Raw genomic sequence first — 19982 nt, 5'->3', positions numbered from 1 at the left:
GGCCTTCGCGTTCTGGGCCTCCGCGCCCCGGGCTTCCGCGCAAGGAGCGGGTCCTACCGGGCGGAGCCGGCCACCGGCCCGCGGGCGATCAGGACGTCGGCCTCGTGCTGCCAGCCGAGGGAGGAGTAGAGGTGCTGGCCCTCCTCGCTGGCGATGAGGAGGCCGGTACGGGCGCCCTGCGACACAGCGGCCTCCGCCAGGGCGCTCATCACGGCACGGCCCAGGCCGCGCCGGCGGTGCGCCGGGTCCGTCTCGATGCGATCGGCGACCGCATCGGCGCCGACCACGGCGACGGTGCCGCGCGCCGCCACGGCACCGGAGGGGTCGTGCAGGGAGACGACCGTGACCGGCCCCTCCGCGCGCACCTCACGCTCGTACGGAGCGGCGGGCGCGTGCTGCGGGTGCGTGGTCAGGTCGGTCGTCATCAGCCACTCGGACCGATGGAGCAGCTCCAGTCCGGCGGCACCGACGGCGGCTTCGACGGTGCCCGGGCGCAGCGTGGGCACCGTCAGCCAGGTGGTCCGCCGCGCGGCGGCGACGGTCGCCGCCAGCCGGGTCAGGGACTCGGGCTCCTCGTCCGCACGCAGTGCGAACACCTCGACCTCACGGCCGGGTTGGTCGCACTCGGACCGCAGGCCGTCCCCGGTGGAGCCGATCGGTTCGGCCTCGGGCAGGGAGCGTGCCACGGTCCAGCCGTCCAGCCAACGTCGTATCAGCTCTGACTCGATCTTCGTCATCCAGTGATTAGAGCACGACCGCAACCGGGCTGTGCCGGCCGCATGGAGGACGCCGGGCACGCCGGGCCGGTCGTGAACCCCGGCCCGGCGCGCCCGATCGGATCCGATCCGATTGCGACCCGTGCTCCGGCCCTCGGATCGGACTCAGGCCCGTTCGCGGTGCGTGCCCGCGGTCAGGGCCCAGATGACGAAGATGTCGATGGCGATCATGATGACGGACCAGAACGGGTAGTAGGGCAGCCACAGGAAGTTGGCGACCATGTTCAGACCTGCGGCGACGACACCGAGGATCCGTGCCCACAACGCCCCGGTGAAGAGCATGAAGCCCGCCACCACGATGATGAGGCCCAGGATCAGGTGCAGCCAGCCCCAGCCGGTGACGTCGAACTTGTAGACGTAGTTGCCGGTGATGACATAACGGTCGTCGTTGACGATCGCGCCGATCCCCTGGAGGACGGCCATCGCCCCGCCGAAGATCATCAGGCAGGCTGCGAAGGCGGTCCAGCCGGTCGCGAACGGCTTCCGGCTGACGTTGGCCCCCGCCGATCCACTGCTGACGTTGCTGGCCATGCTCTGGCTCCCTCGGAGAGATGCGTCGCCCGTTTCCGGGCCACCCGGTCGGAGGCCTCCCTCACCAAAGTGCCACGACCGCGATACGGCTGCTACTCCGGCGTTCGCACGCCCGGGCGCGTCGGTTCCACCGGGGGCCGTCCGCCGGGTTGTCCACCGGGCCTTCCACCCGGGCGGCCCACTGTCCGTGCGGCCCCTGCGGCGGTTGCCTACGGTCGGACACGGCGCCCCGCACGGACGTCCCCGGCCTCGCACGAGGCGCGCACGCCCGGCCTCGTCCGAGGCACGGACTCCCCGCCCCCGCCCGAGGCACACACCGAGCATGACGACACCTGGAGCTGACCGGACATGCCCACTACTTCCGAGACCCCCGTCCTCGACACCCTCATGGCCATGACCGCCGATTCGATCGAGCGGTGCGGCATGGCCCCCGACATGATGATCCTCACCCGGATCGCCGCGCTGGCGGCGATGGACGCCCCGGCCGTGTCCTACCTCGCGCACGTCGAACCGGCGATGAGGGAGCACATGACGGCGAGCCAGCTGCAGGACGTGCTGGTCGCGATCGCGCCGATCGTCGGCACCGCCCGGGTGATGTCGGCCGCGACCCACATCACCGAGGCACTCGGCGTCGCCATCGCCGTGGCCGAGGCCGAGAGCGGCATGTAGCACGCCGCCACACGGTCCGGCGCCGCCCGGGCGCACGAGCCCCGGGCGGCGCCGGACCGCTGGTGTGCGCCGTCCCGCTGGCGCCGGACCTCTGCAACGTCTTCGGACGCCCGAAGTCCCCGCGGGCTCATCCCGGCCGTACGCCGAGCCGCTCCGCCAGGAAGGCGATGATCTCGTCCCGCGCCTGCACGGTGGGGTGGCCGTCCTGGTCGACGAGGTGCGCCGTGACGACGCTGTGGGCGCAACCGACGACGTCACGGAAGAAGGGCGGCGGGGCCGTGTTCGCCGACCCGGCGTCGAGTACGCGACCGTCGAAGGCGTCCCCGAGCAGGGCCCGGTAGGCCGCGAACCGCCGGCCGGTGCACCACCTGTCGTCGTCGAAGCGGTAGGCGAGGACCTTCAGGCCGTCTCGCGTGACGCGCTCGGCCACGGCAGCCGCGTCCTCGTCGCTGATCTCCAGACCGCCGGGGTCGTCGAGCGGCAGCGACGGATGGTTGACCACCGGTGCGACGACGGCGGGTTCGAGCGCCATCGTCAGGGCGAAGTTGCCGGTGAAGCAGAGACCGACGGCGCCGACGCCGGGTCCGCCGCACTCGGCGTGCGCCAGGCGGGCGAGGCCGCGCAGCCACGCGACGACGGGGCTGGTGCCGCCGCCGGCGAACGCCCGGAACTCGGCGCTGACGCACGCGCGCCGAGCGATGCTCCCGCCCTCCTCGGCGCGCGGATAGGCGCCGTCGACGCCGAAGAGGGAGGGCAGGTAGACGGAGAAGCCGGCGTCACGCACCCAGCGCGCGAACCGCGCGACATCGGGGCTGATGCCCGGCATCTCGGGCATCAGGACGACCGCCGGCCCCGACCCGGCGACGTACACGGTCTTGTCGACGCCGTCGATGCCGACCGACCTCGGCGAGAAGTCGTCCAGGGGGTCGCGCTGTCCTCGCAAGAGTGTCATGAGCGAGATGGTGCCGAGTGGCCCGCCCCGCCGAGAAGCGGCGGCATCGCCACGTCTCCCGGTAATATCGCCATCCGTTCAGAAGCGCCGGAGGACCGGAGGAGCGGTATGAGTCCGCTGCGAGTCGGCGTCCTCGCCTACCCCGGCTGCTTCGCGTCGGAGGTGTACGGCGTCCCCGACCTCCTCGCGATGGCGACTCACGTCGCCGCGGCACGCGGGGCTGTTCAGCCGGCCTACGAGACGTCGGTCGTCTCGCCCCGGCGGCGGGTGGTCGCGTCCGGCGGCTCGGCCCTCGACGTCGCGGCGGTTCGCCCGGTGGACGTCCTGATCGTGCCGGGCTTCGAGCTCTCCCCGACGCTCGATCTCGACGCGACGCTCGCCGGCCTGCGCCCGGAGGTGGCCTCGATCCGATCGCAGGCGGCCTCGGGGACCGCTGTCGTGTCGATCTGCGTGGGCGCCTTCCTGGTCGCCGAGGCCGGGCTGCTCGACGGGCGCGAAGCGACCACGTCCTGGTTGTTCGCGGACCGGTTCGCCCGCCGCTACGCCGACGTGCGGCTGCGCCGGGAGAGCCTGGTCGTGACCGACCGGGGAGTGACGACCACGGCGGCCTTCAGCGCCATGTACGACTTCGCGCTGCAGTTCGTCCGGGAGCACGACGGCCCGCACGTCGCCCGCAGCACCGCCCGGATCGCCCTCGTCGACGACGCGCGATCCACGCAGACCCCCTATGTCGACCCGGCGCTCATCCCCACCGTGGGCAGGGAGTTCTCACTCGGCGTCAAGCGGTGGCTCGACCAGAACCTCGGCGCCCGCTACGACCTGCCGGCCCTCGCCCGGGAGTTCCACGTGAGCACCAGAACGCTGCTCCGCCGCTTCGCGGCCGAGGCCGGCGAGACGCCACTCGCGTACCTGCAGACGGCCCGGGTGCGCCGCGCCCGACACCTGCTGGAGACGACCGACCGGACCGTCGCGAGCATCGCCGCGGACGTCGGGTACCGCGACCCCGGGACGTTCAGCGGCATCTTCGCCCGACGCGCGGGCCGGCGGCCGACGGAGTACCGAGCGCAGTTCCGCCGCCGCTGAACGACCGGCGGCCACGCGACGAAACGGAGCGGTGAGAGCTCTCCGGCCCCCGACGGTGCCGCCCCACCGTCCGCCGGCCCTCGCCGCGTCGGATCAGGTCCTCGTGGCCGTTCGCGCGCGGGCGGCGGCCACGGTGGCGGCGGCGAGGACGAGCAGGCTGCTGATCGCGTAGAACACGGCCGGGCCGGCGCTGAGGAGCCGGAACTGGGCCTTCAGCGCCTCGTAGTACTCGGGCTCGGTGAGGTCCACCCTGACGCTGTGCAGCGCGGCCGAGTCCCAGTGGGTGTAGTAGTGGCCCGACGCGTCCGCCTGCACGTCCTCGGCAGCGGAGGCGCCGGTGGCGAAGCCCAGCACGGCCAGGCAGAGGACGAGCGCATAGCTGAGCTTCAGGGCGGGAGGCAGCAGCCGGAGGTACCCGGCGAACCGGCCGGCGTTGTGCCGGCCCAGCAGGCGGTGGCCGGCTCCGCCGACGAAGGTGCGGATCAGCGCGAGGAGGAAGACCGGGAACACCGCGACGAACAGGCCCACCACGAGCCATTTCGGCACGGTCTGCTCGCCGGGCAGCCAGGTCGACGCCATGGCCAGCACATCGACCCCGCAGAGCACCGACGCCACCACGAAGTGCACTCTGTAAGTGCCTCGCAGTTCCCCCATACCGCCGCCCTCCCGTAGGCTCGTGACCGGTGCACCCTAGCGCGCCTCGACTCGTCAACCATCACGAGGAGCGCCTGTCACGCCTGGGTGGTGCAGGCCCGTCGCCCGGGTTTCTGTCGCAGGCCTTGTGCCGAGGGTCCACCGGCAGTTCCACCGCAGCACGACGAGAAGGCCCCTCCGGGCCGCGGCCGGTTGCTGATTGCATTGCAGATCCGCACTCGTCGAAGAATTCGTTGCGGAATGAGTCCGGATGTGATCTGCGACTATCCGAATCTCCTCCGTCGGCGTGACGGACACATTCGACCATGGAAAGTCAACATTTACTTTCGCGGAAATGGTCTGCATAGTGTCTGGGCGAACCGAGAAGGGGGCTTTTCCTTGTCGCAGATCAGTGACAACGTCGTACAGCAGGTGGAACTGGAGCGGGCGCAGGTGTCCGTCATCGGCGAGCTGTTCGACGAGCGGCTCGCCGGGGCGCGGGCGCAGCTGGGGCGGGTGCTCGCGACGTCGGCGGGCAGCGCGGGCGAGGTGTACGAGCGGGAGGTGGCGGCCGGGCGGCTGGCGGGGGAGGTGCGCCGGCTGGAGGGAGCCGAGGGCGGGCTGGTCTTCGGCCGGATCGACCTGGCGGACGGGACGGAGCTGCGGATCGGGCGGCTGGGCCTGCAGCGGGACGAGGACGAGCTGCCGGTGCTGGTGGACTGGCGGGCGGAGGCGGCCCGGCCCTTCTACGAGGCGACGCCGGTTCATCCGATGGGGCTGCGGCGCCGCCGTCACTTGAACATGACGGGCCGTACGGTGGTCGGGGTGAGCGACGAGCTGCTCGACGGCTCCGCTCCCACCGACGGCGACATCGTCGGTGACGGCCCGCTCGCGGCGGCGCTCCAGGCGCGGCGAACGGGGCGGATGGGGACGGCGGTCGCGACGCTCCAGGTGGAGCAGGACGCGATCGTCCGCTCGCCGCACCGCGGGGTGACGGTGGTGCAGGGCGGTCCGGGGACCGGAAAGACGGTGGTGGCGCTGCACCGTGCCGCGTACGTGCTGTACGCCTTCCCGAAGGCGGCCGAGCGCGGCGTGCTGGTGCTGGGGCCGAACGCGCGGTTCCTCGACTACATCTCCCAGGTGCTGCCCTCGCTCGGGGAGAACGACGTCGTCCTGGCGACGTGCGAGGAGCTGGCCGGTGTCGTGCCGGGAGCCGTGGACCGGTTCGATGCCGCCCGCCTCAAGGGTGGGGCGGCCCTGGCGGGCGCCCTGGCCGAGGCGGTCCGCTCGCAGCAGGCCCCGGGCGGGGAGTTCACCGTCCGGGTCGGGCAGGAGTGGGTCAGCCTGGAGGAGTGGGAGGTCGCCGAGGCGCGGAAGGCGGCGCAGACGAGCGGTCTCGCACACAACCCGGCGCGCCGGCTGTTCCGGGAGTCGCTGGTCGACGCTCTGACGGACACGCTGGCACGCGGCATGGCCGAGACGCTGGAGCGCATCGACGCCGAGGTCGCGCAACTCACCGGGGTCGACCTCGACCGGTTGGCGGCGCGGGACCTGCGCAACCTCGGCATCGACGACGCGCCCGCCACCGGGGCCGAGGAGTTCGACGCCGACGCCGTCCGCGCCGCCCTCCTCGACGACCCGCACGTCGACCGGGCCGTCGAGGACCACTGGCCGCGACTCGTGCCCGGAGACGTCGTCAGTGCCCTGCTGTCCGACTCCGATGCGCTGGGCGCGTACCTGCCGCAACTCGGCGACGACGAGCGGGCCCTGCTGCTGCGCACGCCCGGCGCGCCGTGGTCCGATGCCGATGTGCCGCTCCTCGACGAGGCGGCGAGTCTGGTCGACGGCCCGCCCGAGCAGGTCTTCGGACACGTCGTGGTCGACGAGGCGCAGGAGCTGACCGCCATGCAGTGGCGGATGATCGTGCGCCGGTGTCCGGGCCGGTCGATGACGTTGGTCGGCGACTTCGCGCAGGCGGGCCCGGCCACGGTCGCGCGGGACTGGAACGAGGCGCTCGACGAGCACGTCGGCCGGCGCTTCGACCTGCGGACGCTGACCGTCAGCTACCGGACCACACAGGAGATCCTGGCCACCACCGGGGAACTGCTGAGCCGGATCGCCCCCGGCCAGCCGGCGGTCCGGTCGATCCGTCACGGTGACGCGCCCCGCGCCGTCGCGGCGGCACCGGAGCGGCTCGTCACCGATCTCGTCCGGGAGTTGCGGCAGCAGGCAGCCGCGCACCCGGGTGAGCTGCTCGGGGTGATCTGCGCGGACGGAAGGACGGCGGAGCTGGCGGCCGCGGGGGTCGAACGGTACGCCCGGCTGGTGCCGGCCTCCGAGGCGCGCGGCCTGGAGTTCGACGAGGCCCTCGTGGTCGACCCGGACGGGATTGTCGCCGCCCGCCCCGCAGGCGAACGCGATCTCTACGTCGCCCTCACCCGCGCCACCAAGCGCCTGTGCACGGTCACTCTCCAGCCGGCCGGCGCGTAGGAGCGCAGGGTGCTGCGCAGGAAATCGGGCCGTCCGACTTCCTGCGCAGCGCGCGGAGGGTCGCGATGGCGGCCGAGCATCTGCTGGGGCGCGGGGTCACCCTGTGGTCGCGGGGTGGGTGGTGGTCCGGGCCAGGTGGGCTTCGATCAGCTCGTGGGTGGCGTCCGGCTGCTCGATCTGCGGGAGGTGGCCGGCCTGCGGGACGAGCGCCAGCCGGGCATTGCCGAAGGCGGCGGCGTAGGCCGCCCCGTAGGCGGGGGTGACGATGCGGTCGCTCTCGCCCCAGAGCACGAGGGTGGGCACCTGGACGCGGCCGAGCCGGCGGAGCAGCTTGGGGTCGTGCATGCAGGGGTCGCCCGCGAGCGTTCGCATGGTGGCCATGTTGCCCTGCCGGCGGGCGAGTTCGTCGGCAGGGAGGCCGGCGGGGTCGACGTGGTACCGGTCCGGGTCGTGCCAGGAGTGTTCGGCGAGCGTGCGGGCGTCGAAGGCGAGGACATCGGTGATGGGTTCCGTCTCGACATGGATGCCGACGGCGTTGATCAGGGCGAGGCCGGTGATGAGTCCTGCGTTGTCGCGGACGGCCATCTCGGCGGCGATCCAGCCGCCGAGCGAGGATCCGACGACCAGGACGTCCTGCAGTCCGCGGTCGTGGAGCAGGTGCAGGTAGGCGAGGGCCAGGTCGTCGATGCCGGTGAGCCAGGCGGGGCGCAGGGCGCCGTCCCAGCCGGGGTGAACGGGCGTGATGATGTGGGCGCTGCCGGAGAGGCGCTCGGCGAGGCCGGCGACCGTGGCCGGGCCCCCGCCGCCGTGGAGGAGGAGGACGGGCCGGCCGGCGCCCGTCTCGGACAGGGTGAGGTTCAGGCTGAGATCCATGGCTTCACTGTAACTAAACATCTTTATATAAGCTAGCTTGGTCGTGGCGTAGGATCGCTCCATGGACGGTGAGCTGCAAGAACTCGGCAGGGCGGTCAAGCAGGCCCAGTACCGACAGCACCGGGCGCTCGACAGCGCCCTCGCCGCGGTCGGGACGACGCTGGCGCAGTGGGACGCCCTGCGTGCGATCGGCCGCTCGCCCGGCTCCACGGCCCGCGCGCTGGCCGTGGAGACCTTCCAGACCGAGCAGGCGTTCGGGGCGCTCGTCGGCCGCCTGGCCGCTCAGGGCCTGGTGGAGCGCCGACCCGGCCACGGCCGCCGCATCGAGCACCACCTCACGCCCACCGGTGAGCAGGTTCTGACGGCCGGCCACGCGGTTGCCGACGAGGTGCTCGCCGACTGCTTCGCCCCGCTCCCCGAGGCGGACCGAGCAGCCCTGCTCGGCCTCCTGCGGCAGCTCACCGCGGACCCCGACGCATAGCGGCCCTGCTTCGCCCGTGGCGGTGCCGGAACACCTCTGCCGCCCCCGGGCGAACGGGCCGGCGCGGCCTCGGCCGGCGCCGCCCTGATGTCCTGGCGAACGCTGTCACCTACACCGTCACTGCACCGCGATCCTGACCGCGATCCTGACCGCGGCTCACGTGCCGAACGCGCGGGCACGCCAAGGCGTCCACAGGCCCGGCGGGCCCGGTGGTGCTGTTTCCCCTTCGCTGTCCTTCCCGGGTCGGGCCGGGAAGGGCAGCAAGGGACGGGCGTCACCAGTGCATCAGCGCCGCCTCGCCGGCGCCCCACGCGGAGTAGATGCGCGCCCGCAGGAGGTAGTTGCGCCCCTTGAAGAGCTTGACGCCCAGGCGGGCATTGCGATCCTCGCCGCTGTCGTCCTCGGCGGTGACGTACCGCAGCTCGCCGTTGACCCGCTCGAACAGGGCCATCAGCACGTCGGCGTCCCCGAAGGTGCCGATGGAGTACTTGCGCGTCGCGGTCGGTGAAATCGCGAAATCGACCTGGTCGCCGACTCCGGTCGGCAGCAGGACGGACTCGCGGGGCTTCAGGAGGTGGGGTTGGGCCACGAGCGCCGGGTACCAGACCAGAACGTCCTCCTTGTCGGTCGCCGACAGGGACAGCGGCTCGGGAATGCCTTGCAGGCGCAGTTGCTTGGGCCGTCGGATCCATCCGGGCCGGATGGCGTACTCCATGACCGAGTCCTTGTCGAACGGTGAGCCCTCGACCTCGGACGGGTCCAGCTTGCGGATGATGTTGAAGAAGGTCGTGGGCCGGTCCCAGCGGTTGGGCGGCTGGGCGAGGGCTGCGTAGACCACCTCGTCGTTCCACTCGATGCCGGTGTTCGGGTTCTGGTGCTCGTGCTCGAAGCCCAGGACGTGCCCGAACTCGTGCAGGGCGGTGGCATGGCCGGAGGCGTCCGTCAGGTCCCAGCCGTAGCTGGTGGTGGGCTGGCTGCGCGGGACCTGCAGCACGTCCCGGCCCACGGCGGATTCCGACTTGTCCCCCTTGAAACTGATCCGGACCTCGGCCTCCGAGCTGTCGTCCACCTCCCGGAAGTCCAGTCCGATGCCGAGATCCTTCCACTCCGTGATGGCGTGGCGAACGGCGTCGGGCTGGCCGGGCGGGCGGTCGGGGCCGCCGGTGTCGAGGAAGCAGTAGTGCAGGACGGTACCGTTCAGCCACTTCTTCCGAACGGTGCGTATCGCGCTGGCGCGAGCCGGCGCCAGGTCTAACCGGGGAGCGGGTGTTGCGGACGGTTTCACGGAACAGAACTGCGGCGCCGGATAGGCCGCCGCCTTCTTGCCACCAGCCATGAGGGAACCCTCCCATCTGCGAACCACCGCACGAACGCGGGCGGTTGAGGTCGCTGAGTCGGCTGTCGGGCCTTGGGGAAGTCTTTCCATCATCGTCTCGCCGCCCGGGCTTTACCACAACCCTCGGCCGGCGTCCAGATGGGGCGAAGTGCCGGAATGCGGAGCCGGCGGCGGCTGTGACGCCCCATCGGCCACCCTCCGCACCCGAGCGACTACGCGCGACGTCGTGTCATCGCGCAACTCCGATGGGTAGTTGCGGCTCGGACCGCCGGCGTGGGGCAGGTGGCGCGTCCGGGCGTCGGGGAGGTGTCGGCCCGACGCGCTGTCAGCCGCCGCTCGGGGATGCGGGTTCCCACGGCTGGAACCACGGGTCGGGCCACGCCTCGGCCGTGGCGAGCAGCGGGTAGAGGGTTGCGCCGTCGATGCTCTCCCGGATGATGTCGGCGTGGCCCCCGTGCCGTGCGATCTCCTCGATCAGGTGCAGCAGGACCCAGCGGACCGACCATTCCTTCACCTCGGCCGGAAACCAGGGAAGGTCCTGTGGTACCGGTACGGCGTGCCCGAGGTCGGGGATGCCGGCGATCACCGCGTCGGTTCGCTCGGCGGCTTCCGCGTGCGCGGCCAGGACCTCGGCGAGGGTCTCGCCGGGGCCGAGCCGGAACTCGCCGGCGTCCGACTCGTCCGCCTTCCGCTGCGGCCCGCGCTGCCGCTGGAGGATGAGGTCGGTCCAGAACGTCTCGCACCGTGCGGCGTGCTTGATCAGACCGCCGATGGTCAGCTCGCCGGCGGAGGCCGCCGTTCGCGCCTGCTCGTCGGTCAGGCCGTAGGCGGTGACGCGCAGCGCGCGCCGCTGGTGGGCGAGGTAGGCGGTCAGTGCCGTGCGCTCGTCGGCTGCCGGCGGGGCGAATCCACGCATGGCTGGACCCTCTCGGTGTGCAAACCCTTGCAGCAAGTTTCAGTCGGACTCTACTGGCATTCGTTGCCCGCCGGAACCTTTGTCTCGCCCCTGAATTCTGTCCGGCAGGCCCGCGGCGGCCAGGGCGAACAGATGGACACTGCCCGCGCTCTTCTCGCGGAGGCGTTCCGCAGCGCGTCCAGAACGGTAGGGGGAGACGTCGCGGTGCACGTCCGCGACCCCCGGAACGATGACGGTGTGCGTGTGCCGGAGCCGGTCCAGGTCGTGGTGCACGATGATGTCGAAGCTGCCCACGGCCGTTCCGGACGGCAGCGGCCGCGGGCCCCAACCCCGCGGTCGCCTCCCGTACCCGCTATGAGGGCCGGCGACGAATCCCGGCGGTCACTCCGGCGTACCGAAGGCGATGATCCCGCCTGCGTCCGGAGCCTCATGACTGGTGTACGAGACGTTGTGAACCCTGGCGCCGGTCGGATCGTGCAGGGCGATCACACCACCGTGGTTCCCCAGCTTGAACGCCCCCTGCGCCGCCACGGTGATCTCGGCCCCGGCCGGCAAGGACTCGGCAGGCAGCCGGAGCGAATGGCTCTGCTGGTCGGCGAGGCGCCACCCGCTGAGGTCGACCGCGGCATTGGTTGCGTTGACCAGCGTGACGGTTTCGGCCGCGGGCGTCACACCCAGCATCACGCCGACCGGGCCGACCAGTGCCGAAACGATGCGTATCGGCGAACCGGGGGTGGGCGGGAGGGTGTGGGCAGTGTGGCCGGTGAGGTTGTCCGTGTACCAGGATTGGGACACGAACGCGAGGAAGATCGCGACCCATCGCTGCTCGCCGGCAAGGTGGATGAGCAGTCCGCCGTCCTCGCCCACGCGGTCGTCCCCGCGGAATCGCCCGGCACTGCCCTGGTTCATGTGGATGTCGTACACGCCGTTGCCGGGGAGGAAGCCGAATGGCTCGTCGGGGTGATGGGCGTCGGGCCCGAATCGTCGGCCGAACACGTGGACCACCGCCCTCGGATCGTCGATCGCCTGCTGGACGTGGGCGTCGAGCAGGTCCTGGAGATCGTTGACGAATGGCGCCAGCTCCGGTTCCAGGGTGCGCAGATCGCCCGGGTCGAACAGGTTGCCCCGAACGAAGTCGAGGCCGGCGACGTCGGTCGTGGCACATGCCCAGCCGTCGGCCAGCGTCGGGAGCCGAGTGGTCAGCGGATGCCGAAAGTCGTCGAGGACGAGGTAGAGCAGGGGTGTATCCGGTCTGGGCAGCACGTCGACCGCAGCTCGGTAGTCCGTGCCGAGTGAGTCCCGCAGGTGTATCTGGTAGTGCCCTCCGTCGGTGTCCGCCCGACGCCGGTCGACGACGGCGGCCGAGAGCACACCGTATTCCCCCGCCGGTCCCCAGCGGTCTTCCGGCGGGGCGCTGTCGGGGTGACCGAGCCGGTCCTCGGTCAGGAGCACCATCCCTTCCGCAGCCGAGGTGTTCCGAGGGAGACCCGTCTGCCGCTCGACGGTGGGCTGCACAGGACTTCCTCGGAAGCTGGTGAGTGCGGCATCCCAGTCGGCGGCGTCCGCGTAGCTTCGCAGCGTTCGGTGAACGTCCTGAAGCTCTTGGTCGTCCTCCATGACGGAACACAGAAGGCCTGTCGTGCGGTAGAGCCACCGCAGCCCGTCGGTGTAGGAGGGCAGGCCGGCCCGGACGGCCTGGAGGGCACGCGCGTGCAGCTCCGACCGGTCAGGCTCGGGCGACTGCAGGAGCTGGCCCATACGGATGCACGCGGCGTCCGGTAGCCGCGGGTAGCGGTCGGCCAGGTCCGTGGGCCAGTCGTGCTGTTGCCCGAGCGAGCGTGAACGAAGCAGGTAGTAGCCCCCGATGATCGCGCCGAGGGGGCTGAGGGCTTTGGAATCGAGCACCCTCTCGGCCGGGGCCAGATAGTGCCGGGCGATGATGTCCGCCGAGGTCAGCTGACCGGCCGTGCTGTACGCCAGTAGGGCCTCGGCCTGCTCATCGCGGCTCCGGACGCGTAGGGCGTACCCCGCGTCGAAGTCCGGAGCTCCACCTGTGGTGCGCATGAGAGTGACGGTGAGTGCCGCCGCCGGAGGCAGGATCACGGACCGCTGCGCAATCACATCACCACCGACCTCCAGAGCACACCCCGCGGCTTCGATGATCCGCCACCCGAGCCCGGTCGACTCCTCACTCAGGTCGATCGGTTTGAATGGCACCGACTCCCAGCCGGCACCGTCAGATCCCCCGGCGCCCCGGCGGCATGGCCTCCACAGGCATGCCCATGCGCCGCGGTACGGCTCTGCATGGGCCATGTGTGCCTGGGCAACGGTTTCGGGCGCCGGGTGCTCGCTCATCGGAGACCTCGCGCCCTGGGTGGTCGTGCTCGGTGGTGCCAGCCGAAGACGGGTGCTTTCGTGAGCGTCGGCGAAGGCGGTGAGGGCCTGCCCGTCGGTGAGTGTCGCCTGCACGTACAGCGGGGCGGCGTCGGTCTCCACCTCGGTCGTCATCCCGCAGCGGGCGACGGCGTGCACTGTACGGCCGGTGTTGAGGTTCAGGATCTCCAGGGGTACGACCGCTCCCTCCGGAGCGCCGGGGACGTCGAGGTGGATCACGAGGCCGGTCATGGCGTCGCCTCCGCATCCAGCTGAGCCAGCGGTGGCAGCACCGCCACAGGATGCGACCAGGCGGGGTGACAGGCGTCGACATAGGTCGCGGCCAGCCGGTAGGAGTGAGCCGCTGGTACCTCCAGTTGCCACGACCCGGCAGTCGGGGTGCGGGTGCGTGCGACGTTCCGCAACTGTGAGGTGAGTTCCAGCGCCGCGACCGTGGCGGTCTCCGGGGGCACGCAGTCTATCCGGAGGGGAACCTCGGGGGGACCTGCGAGCCGGAGCAGAACCATGTTCTGGGACTCACCACCGATACGGCTCTGTTGTCGGTCACCGGAGGTCGGCCCGTACGGTCCGTAGGCGAGTAGTCGTTGGACGGCGTCCGCGAGCCGGAAGTACGACACCACCCACTTGTCGTTCCCTGCGTCCTCGCCGGCGGCCCCCCTCAGGGCGGCGAGGAGCGCCTGCGTGAAGTAGGTGACTTCGCCGGGGGCGCCCATCGCCACGTCTCCCTTGCGCGTGGCGAGCATCATCGGGGCATTGCGGTGGGTATTGCCGCCAAGGACGGGAGGTATGAGGGGGTTCCCGCGGGTGCTGAACGTCTTGATGAGTTCCCAGGTCACCTGACGGCACGCGTCCGTGATGAAGATCTGGGTACTCGCCCGGCACCCGGCCATGCCGTCCCAGAGCCCGTTGATATCGATGCTCATCGCGAGGGGGTCCATCGGTGCTTGGCCGAAATCCTCCAGCAGGAGGTACTGGTGGTCCCGCTCCAGGCCGTGGCCGGAGAAGTAGAAGAGGGCGATGTTTCCCTCGTCGCTGTCACATCGCTCGAACCACCGGGCTACCGCGCTCTGCGCGGCGGGCAGGGTCGCCGGCTCCACCGGCCGCCCCTTGTATGCGTAGCCGCCGTCCGCAGACATCAGCAGCTCGATGCTTCCCAGCGGGCGTATCGCCTGCTCCGGGTAGTCGTTCGTGAGCCAGTCCACGAACGCCCGCGCTGACAGCGGCGGTTCCAGGACCTGGCCGAGTCCCAGAGGATTCTTCAGCACAGGGCCCGCTCCGCCGGGCAGGTGCCGGTAGGCGCCGACGCCCATCACGAATGCGTGCAGGGCCGGACCCGAGGTTCTGCCGTCGACGAACGAGGTCATGTCCGCAGTGCCTCCTGTACGCGGATCCCCAGGCGTCGGAAGAACGACGGCTGGTTGAAGTAGGCTCCGTGGGCATGCAGCAGATCCCCGCTGGGATAGCTGAAGTCCGCCACGCCCGAGAAGACCGGCTCCAGCTTGTAGGACAACACGTCGTTGTAGTCGAACACGTTGATCCAGTGCGAAACAGCGGAAGGCCTGGCCACCGTGCGGCCTGTCGCGGCGGTGACGGCGGCGTCGCTTGCCGCGAGTACTTTGATCTCCTCGAGCAACCCCACCTGCGACCCGACCGTGCAGAACACATCGACTTGGACATCGGGACGCGAGCTGGACAGCACGTCGTACGCGATCGCACCGCCCAGACTGTGTCCGACGACGATCAGCGGGTCGGTCGGGGTGCGACCGCTCGCCCCTTTGCGCAGGGCCTCGAAGACACAAGTGCCGATGGGCCCTGACATGCCGCTGTGGTCACGCTCCTCATTGAGGTAGACGAACACATCCCCGAGAAAACGGGGCACCGTCGGCACGACCAGCTCCCGGACGGCGTTCCAGGCGGGCTTTCCCAGGAACGATCCGACCTCGTGGGCCAGGTGGTCGGCGCCTTCCTTCGCCCGCTCCCAGAGCGTGTCAGCGATGCCCAGCACCACTGTCGGCGGACCGGTCGGCTCTGGTTCCGGCGCTGCGCGGCGTACTTCCCTCTGGAGAGTGACGACGAAGTCCTGGTCGTCGGTGACCTGGGCGAGCCAGTCCGGCGGTCTTTGGTCGTGGTCGAGTGCGTAGGGGGCGAGCCCGGCGGCGAACCTCGCCAGCTCCGGCTCGGCGCCCGCGGCATCCTGGGCCGTGGCCGCGTACAACAGGTCGACGGCCGCGACGAAGTCGCGGCGGGCAAGGGTGAGGAGCACGGTGCCGGGTTGCGACGCCTCTGGTGTGGCGGCGGCTGCCGCCGCTGCCAGTAAGGACATGGAGGTAGCTCCGGCGGGACCGAGTTCGATGGTGCCTTCCCGCCCGGTGGGCACGCAGCCGAGGTCGAATGCGAACCGCGCGCCGCTGTCTCCCCAGTACGGACTGATCACGTCGGTGTCGGAGAGGCCTGCAGCTGGCAGGAAGACCGACTTGAAGAGTGCGTCGCGCGCGGCCACCGCGTGGTCATAGCCGGGCCCTGCGCGATTGTTCACACCGTGGACGAAGACGACGGGCATGGCAGCCTCCGTGGGAACGGGTCGGGATTCACGTCGCCGAAGAGGGCTCTCGTTTCCAGCATAGGCGTCCACGGCAGCCCGCTACATGGGTCGCCGCAACCTCCGTGGGCTGGTGCGAATCCTGCGTCCGGGTGGTCCCGGACCGGTGGTTGGCCGACGAGATGCCAGGTGGTTCGGGGGAGGAATCGCGCGAGTGCGCCGGTGGCGTTGAGCGGCCCGGTTTTGCAATCCGCGTTTGTCAGGCTGTACTGTTGCTCCTGCCGACGCGGGGTGGAGCAGCTCGGTAGCTCGCTGGGCTCATAACCCAGAGGTCGCAGGTTCAAATCCTGTCCCCGCTACGAGAATGAACGGCCCGGAGTGAAATGCTCCGGGCCGTTCTCTTTGTGTGCGCCTGGAATGCATTCGAGCCGCGGCGGCTTCGGGTCCCGATCACCGACGCGTCACGGTCACCGGCCCGGTTCCTGTCCGGGGTTGGTGGTGAGTTGCAGCAGCCGGGCATCGGGTGAGGACACGATGTCGGCGCCCGGATTCAGCCGCGACACCCCGCTGCCCGGTTACTGGAAGACGACGACCGGGTGGATGTCCAGGGCGCCGTCCTCGGCGTTCCAGCCCCTGATCTTCCCCAGGCAGCTGCCGGAGAACTCGGTGTCGGGAGTGTGCTGGCGCAGGCCCGAGTTGGCGCAGGCCAGGCGGATGCGGGCCGAGGGGACGGCGGAGTCGGCGCCGGCGTAGGAGGCGATGAAGACGGTGGTGCCGCTGGGGTCCGCGGAGGTCCGGGCGGCCAGCCGGAATCGTCCCTTGACCAGTACGTAGTCCTCGACGTGGCTCAGCAGGGTGCTCTTGGGCAGCGGGTCGGACTGGCCGAGGTCACTCAGCAGTTTGACCAGAGCCGCGTTCCTGCGGATGGTGCCGGTCTTGAGGTTGGCGTGGACGATGCCGTTCCCCTTTTCGATGGCGTCGACGAGGATGCCGATCACCTCGATGGGGGTGTGGGTCCGGACGTAGTTGGTGATCAGCTGTTCGCCCCGTGTCCGCTCGAAGCCCAGCGTGCCGTCCGGGGTGGCGGCGCTGAGCGTGTAGCTGCCGTTGGTCTGGTGCTCGACCGCCTGGACGAGGGCCGCGGAGTGACGGCCCATCTGGTAGCTGTCGGTGATGGCGGAATCGTCCAGGTAGACGCAGATGCCCTGGGTGAGGTCGAGTCCCGTGATCCGTTGGGCGCGCAGTTCCAGGGAGCAGTACACGACCAGGAAGACCAGGCTCGCCACAGCGGCTGCCCAGATGGACAGGGGGAGCCACCACTCGCCGAACCAGAGCTTGGACATGGCCGTCGTTTCCTTGTCGCAGGGGCGGTCAGGAGAGGATGCGCTTGCAGCCGGCGACGGCCTGGAGGATGGTCTCCAGGACGTCGGGCGGGGGCAGGAGGGCGCGGGTCCGGTTGACCGTGGCGGGTGCGGGCAGGTGCCGGCTTCCGAGGAAGGCCTGGAGCAGGTCCTGGCCGTGGGTGTCCTGGCCCACGTGGAAGCCGAGCTCGGTTGCTCGTCGGCGCAACTCGGGATCTGAGTCGACGAGGTCGGCCAGTTCGTCGGCTCGGGGCTTCAGGGCGATGATCCGCGGCTCGGTCAGGAACACGCTGTCCGGGTAGAGCAGGACACGCGTGGTGTCGGGTCCGCCCTTCGCCGCCACGTGGCGGAGCTGGTAGGCGAGGTACTGGTGCTCGTAGACCACCGGGGTGGGCACGGAGTCCTCACCGTTGATGAAGGAGTCGAAGCGGTCGCTGGCCGGGCGTCCCTGGGCCTCCAGCAGCGGCTTGATGGCCTCGCCCACGGCGCCGGCGGACTTGTCGTCCGGTGTGCGGTCGCCGTTCTGGGTGAAGGCGACCTGGCTGACGTAGGTCTCCGCGGAGTTCGAGTCGCAGTACGGGGACGTGTAGGCGGCGACGACGTTGTTGTTGACGATCCTGCCCGGAGCGATCCCGAGGTCGTTCCAGGTCGTGTTGGTGCGGGCGAGGTCCAGGAACCCGGCCAGATCGAGGTCGTAGTACAAGGTGCCGGCGGAGGGCGTGCCCTGGGGCGCCGCCACCCCCTTGGCGACCAGGGCCTCGGCGTAGGGCCGGTAGGTTGCGATGACGAGCGGGCTGGCGAACGGCAGCTTGATCCTGGCGTACGCGTGCGCCTCTTCCCGGCGGTACTTGATGGTGTCGGCCGCCGCTTGCCCGGAGGGGAAGACGAAGTCGTACTGATCGAGGTCGCCCTCCGCGACCTGGCGCGACCCGGCGACGTCCACCGTGACCTTGATCCGGTGGCGCATCAGGATCCGCTGCACCTGCGGATCCGTGAAGAGGTCGGCCTTGGAGGCCACGCGCCCCCTCAGTTCGACTACGGGCACTCCCGGGACCGGGAGGTTGCCGGTGAGGGCGAGTCCCGTGGTGGCGAGCACGAGGACGGCGAAGGGGATGGCGGTGATCTGCCGGAACCGCCGGCGGGCCAGGAAGAACGGGCGTTTGCCCGCAATTCTGAGTGGGGGCTCTTCGAACGCATTGGCGGGAACCACATATGACAGAGTGTCAGGGACGTGGCGAGGGCGCGTGGCTGTCGACGGCTGTTCACCAACCAGTTGCGGGTTCGTTACGCGGATCGGTGAGGTTCTGGGACGATGATCGCCCGAGCAGCTCGAAGTTCTCTTCGACCGCTTCGCCCGGGCTGCCGATGCCTGTCAGGAGGCCGCCCAGCAGCTGCGCGCCGAGAGTGCCGGGTGACGCGTCAACGCGACGCCGCCGCGGGCCCCCTCAGACGCGCCACGGCCAGGGACAGGGCGCGGTCGAGCGCCGCCTCGGGGTCGCACGGCACGTCGGGCCGGACGCCGGTCCCTTCCCAGTTGGTCCCCGAGACCGGGTTGACCGCGCGGGCGACGGGCACGCTGAGCTCCAGGTGCGGGTGCACCGTCCAGCCGTCGCGCGGGTGCGCGCCACCCCGCGTGGCCTCCCCGACGACCTCGGCGCGCCCGAGCTGCTGCAGGTCGTAGGCGAGCTCCTCGGCCGCGGAGAAGGTGCTTGCGCTCGTCAGCACGTAGAGCGGCTTGTCGGCGCCGAAGCGGGCGCCCGGGACGAACGGGGGCGTCCAGGACTGCGCGGCCACCTCCCCCTGCCGCGAGACCATGGTGTTGAGGTGGGTGCGGCCGTCGAGCAGGTAGCCGCAGACGAAGGCGACCGTGTCCGGATCGCCGCCGGTGTTGCGGCGCAGGTCCAGGATGAGGGCGCGGGCGGGGGCCACCAGCGAGAGTGCCGCGGCCAGTGGCTGTGCCGCCCAGGCCAGCGGGAACATCTTGGGTGCGATCTCCAGGACGGCGACGCCGTCGTCGAGGAGCTCCACGCGCGGAACACCGCTCAGGGACGCGTCGAATTCTCTCCGCATCGCGGCGAGTGCCGCCTCGCCCCGCTCCCGCGGCACCGGCACGGCGTGGTGCTTGAGGGCCAGGTGCAGGTCGCCGTTGACGGACCGCAGGTCTTCGGTGACAGCTTCGGCCAACTCCTCGGCGGACTCGGCCCGGTAGGAGCCCTCGGCACTCCGGTTCCGCAGCAGGGACGCCAGTTCCCGGGCGACATCGGGGAAGACGTAATTCCCGGCGACAAGGTCGGCGATCGACTCGACGACGGCGACGGTGTCCAGCGCGGGTGACGAGGTGGTGGAGGTCATGGGAGGGAGTAGACCAGCGACTTGCCAAAGCGTCAAACACACTTAACGCTTGATCGGGTGAGCCGGCAACCAGGTGAAGACGTCCAGCGGATCAGCACCGCCCTTCAGCACACCGCACTCGCCCACCCGATGCGCCAGCGCCTGCTCTTCGCCCTGAGCGCCCGGCCGTCGACGATCAGCCGGCTCGCCGCACAGCTGGGGGCGAACAAGGGCAGCGTCTTCCATCACCTCAGGGTGCTGTGCGAGGCGGGGCTGGTCCAGGACGCGGGAACGCGACAGGTGCGCGGCGGCACCGAGAAGTACTACCGGCGGTCCGCCGAGCGACTCCTCGTCGCCGAACCGCAGGCCGAGGGCACGGCCGCGCTGCTCGGCGCCGTGGCCCAGGAGTTGGACCGCTCACCCGCCGACCACCTCCTGAGCGTCCGCCACATCCGGCTCAGCCCGGCCAAGGCGGCACGGCTCGCCGCGGCGCTGGAGGCACTGGTCGACGAGACGGAGGAGGATCCGGAGGGCGAGCCGGTGCACGGCCTCCTGGTGACGCTCTATCGGCAGGCCGGTGCGTAGGGCCGACGGCGATCTGCCGAGCGCCTCGGCCG

19 protein-coding genes and 1 tRNA gene are annotated in these 19982 nt (G+C 70.8%); 6 read left to right on the top strand and 14 right to left on the bottom strand.

All coding sequences use genetic code 11. From position 1 onward, the window contains the following. Positions 1 to 53: 53 nt before the first annotated feature. Both ACIPSC_RS07710 and ACIPSC_RS07705 read right to left on the bottom strand, forming a co-directional pair. A complete protein-coding gene (locus tag ACIPSC_RS07710) occupies positions 54 to 737 on the bottom strand; it encodes a GNAT family N-acetyltransferase (protein ID WP_400824069.1) in 684 nt (227 codons plus the stop codon). Between the two features lie 144 nt (positions 738 to 881). Further along, the gene (locus ACIPSC_RS07705; protein ID WP_400824068.1) at positions 882 to 1307 is read right to left on the bottom strand and encodes a hypothetical protein; all 426 of its coding nucleotides are present in this window, start codon (positions 1305 to 1307) and stop codon (positions 882 to 884) included. A 348-nt stretch (positions 1308 to 1655) separates the two neighbouring features. Here ACIPSC_RS07705 and ACIPSC_RS07700 point away from each other — a divergent pair, with 348 nt between their 5' ends. Then, on the top strand, positions 1656 to 1976 hold the full coding sequence (locus tag ACIPSC_RS07700) for a carboxymuconolactone decarboxylase (RefSeq protein ID WP_400824066.1): 321 nt from the start codon (positions 1656 to 1658) through the stop codon (positions 1974 to 1976). Between the two features lie 127 nt (positions 1977 to 2103). On the opposite strand, the gene ACIPSC_RS07695 is transcribed toward ACIPSC_RS07700, so the two are convergent. Further along, positions 2104 to 2928 carry a dienelactone hydrolase family protein gene (locus ACIPSC_RS07695; RefSeq protein ID WP_400824064.1) on the bottom strand — a complete coding sequence of 275 codons (825 nt, stop codon included), beginning with the start codon at positions 2926 to 2928 and terminating at the stop codon, positions 2104 to 2106. A gap of 108 nt (positions 2929 to 3036) precedes the next feature. On the opposite strand from ACIPSC_RS07695, the gene ACIPSC_RS07690 reads away from it, so the two are divergent. Continuing rightward, positions 3037 to 4011: a GlxA family transcriptional regulator gene (locus ACIPSC_RS07690; RefSeq protein WP_400824062.1), complete on the top strand. Its 975-nt coding sequence runs from the start codon at positions 3037 to 3039 to the stop codon at positions 4009 to 4011. A gap of 93 nt (positions 4012 to 4104) precedes the next feature. Here the strand turns inward: ACIPSC_RS07690 and ACIPSC_RS07685 are convergent, their stop codons facing one another. Further along, positions 4105 to 4629: a hypothetical protein gene (locus ACIPSC_RS07685; RefSeq protein WP_400824060.1), complete on the bottom strand. Its 525-nt coding sequence runs from the start codon at positions 4627 to 4629 to the stop codon at positions 4105 to 4107. A 414-nt stretch (positions 4630 to 5043) separates the two neighbouring features. Between ACIPSC_RS07685 and ACIPSC_RS07680 the strand changes: the two genes are divergently transcribed. Further along, positions 5044 to 7134, top strand: a complete 2091-nt coding sequence (locus ACIPSC_RS07680) for a HelD family protein (protein ID WP_400824058.1) — start codon at positions 5044 to 5046, stop codon at positions 7132 to 7134. A gap of 96 nt (positions 7135 to 7230) precedes the next feature. Here ACIPSC_RS07680 and ACIPSC_RS07675 read toward each other — a convergent pair whose 3' ends face one another. After that, positions 7231 to 8007 (bottom strand): alpha/beta fold hydrolase, encoded by a 777-nt coding sequence (locus ACIPSC_RS07675; RefSeq protein WP_400824056.1) that lies wholly within the window; start codon positions 8005 to 8007, stop codon positions 7231 to 7233. 61 nt (positions 8008 to 8068) lie between these two features. Here ACIPSC_RS07675 and ACIPSC_RS07670 point away from each other — a divergent pair, with 61 nt between their 5' ends. Further along, positions 8069 to 8488: a MarR family winged helix-turn-helix transcriptional regulator gene (locus tag ACIPSC_RS07670; RefSeq protein WP_400824053.1), complete on the top strand. Its 420-nt coding sequence runs from the start codon at positions 8069 to 8071 to the stop codon at positions 8486 to 8488. A gap of 274 nt (positions 8489 to 8762) precedes the next feature. Here ACIPSC_RS07670 and ACIPSC_RS07665 read toward each other — a convergent pair whose 3' ends face one another. The 6 genes from ACIPSC_RS07665 to ACIPSC_RS07640 all read right to left on the bottom strand — a co-directional run bounded on the left by ACIPSC_RS07665 (position 8763) and on the right by ACIPSC_RS07640 (position 15694). After that, positions 8763 to 9824 carry a M12 family metallopeptidase gene (locus ACIPSC_RS07665; protein WP_400824051.1) on the bottom strand — a complete coding sequence of 354 codons (1062 nt, stop codon included), beginning with the start codon at positions 9822 to 9824 and terminating at the stop codon, positions 8763 to 8765. Between the two features lie 325 nt (positions 9825 to 10149). Beyond that, on the bottom strand, positions 10150 to 10740 hold the full coding sequence (locus tag ACIPSC_RS07660) for a DinB family protein (RefSeq protein ID WP_400824048.1): 591 nt from the start codon (positions 10738 to 10740) through the stop codon (positions 10150 to 10152). Between the two features lie 39 nt (positions 10741 to 10779). Next, positions 10780 to 11034: a hypothetical protein gene (locus ACIPSC_RS07655; RefSeq protein WP_400824046.1), complete on the bottom strand. Its 255-nt coding sequence runs from the start codon at positions 11032 to 11034 to the stop codon at positions 10780 to 10782. A gap of 87 nt (positions 11035 to 11121) precedes the next feature. After that, entirely contained in the window at positions 11122 to 13365 is a 2244-nt protein-coding gene (locus tag ACIPSC_RS07650; protein WP_400824044.1) for a DUF2278 family protein, read from the bottom strand. After that, a complete protein-coding gene (locus ACIPSC_RS07645) occupies positions 13362 to 14498 on the bottom strand; it encodes a caspase family protein (protein ID WP_400824042.1) in 1137 nt (378 codons plus the stop codon). Before ACIPSC_RS07645 ends, ACIPSC_RS07650 begins: the two co-directional genes overlap by 4 nt. Beyond that, on the bottom strand, positions 14495 to 15694 hold the full coding sequence (locus ACIPSC_RS07640) for a hypothetical protein (protein ID WP_400824040.1): 1200 nt from the start codon (positions 15692 to 15694) through the stop codon (positions 14495 to 14497). The genes ACIPSC_RS07645 and ACIPSC_RS07640 overlap by 4 nt, the downstream gene beginning before the upstream one ends. A 264-nt stretch (positions 15695 to 15958) precedes the next feature. Here ACIPSC_RS07640 and ACIPSC_RS07635 point away from each other — a divergent pair. Further along, positions 15959 to 16032, top strand: a tRNA-Met gene (locus ACIPSC_RS07635). 216 nt (positions 16033 to 16248) lie between these two features. Here the strand turns inward: ACIPSC_RS07635 and ACIPSC_RS07630 are convergent. The 3 genes from ACIPSC_RS07630 to ACIPSC_RS07620 form a co-directional block, all read right to left on the bottom strand. After that, complete coding sequence (locus ACIPSC_RS07630) at positions 16249 to 17016, bottom strand: hypothetical protein (RefSeq protein WP_400824038.1); 768 nt, start codon at positions 17014 to 17016, stop codon at positions 16249 to 16251. A 28-nt stretch (positions 17017 to 17044) separates the two neighbouring features. Further along, entirely contained in the window at positions 17045 to 18244 is a 1200-nt protein-coding gene (locus ACIPSC_RS07625) for a hypothetical protein (RefSeq protein ID WP_400824036.1), read from the bottom strand. Positions 18245 to 18453: 209 nt separating this feature from the next. Further along, positions 18454 to 19386 carry a S41 family peptidase gene (locus ACIPSC_RS07620; RefSeq protein WP_400824033.1) on the bottom strand — a complete coding sequence of 311 codons (933 nt, stop codon included), beginning with the start codon at positions 19384 to 19386 and terminating at the stop codon, positions 18454 to 18456. 57 nt (positions 19387 to 19443) lie between these two features. Between ACIPSC_RS07620 and ACIPSC_RS07615 the strand changes: the two genes are divergently transcribed. Further along, positions 19444 to 19950: an ArsR/SmtB family transcription factor gene (locus tag ACIPSC_RS07615; protein ID WP_400824031.1), complete on the top strand. Its 507-nt coding sequence runs from the start codon at positions 19444 to 19446 to the stop codon at positions 19948 to 19950. Positions 19951 to 19982 lie beyond the last annotated feature (32 nt).

Origin of the sequence: Kitasatospora sp. NPDC090091 (assembly GCF_044747365.1) — a bacterium.
In the GTDB taxonomy this organism is placed as follows: Bacteria; Actinomycetota; Actinomycetes; order Streptomycetales; family Streptomycetaceae; genus Kitasatospora.
Note: the sequence above shows the minus strand (reverse complement) of the source record. Positions and strands in the feature narration are given on the sequence as shown.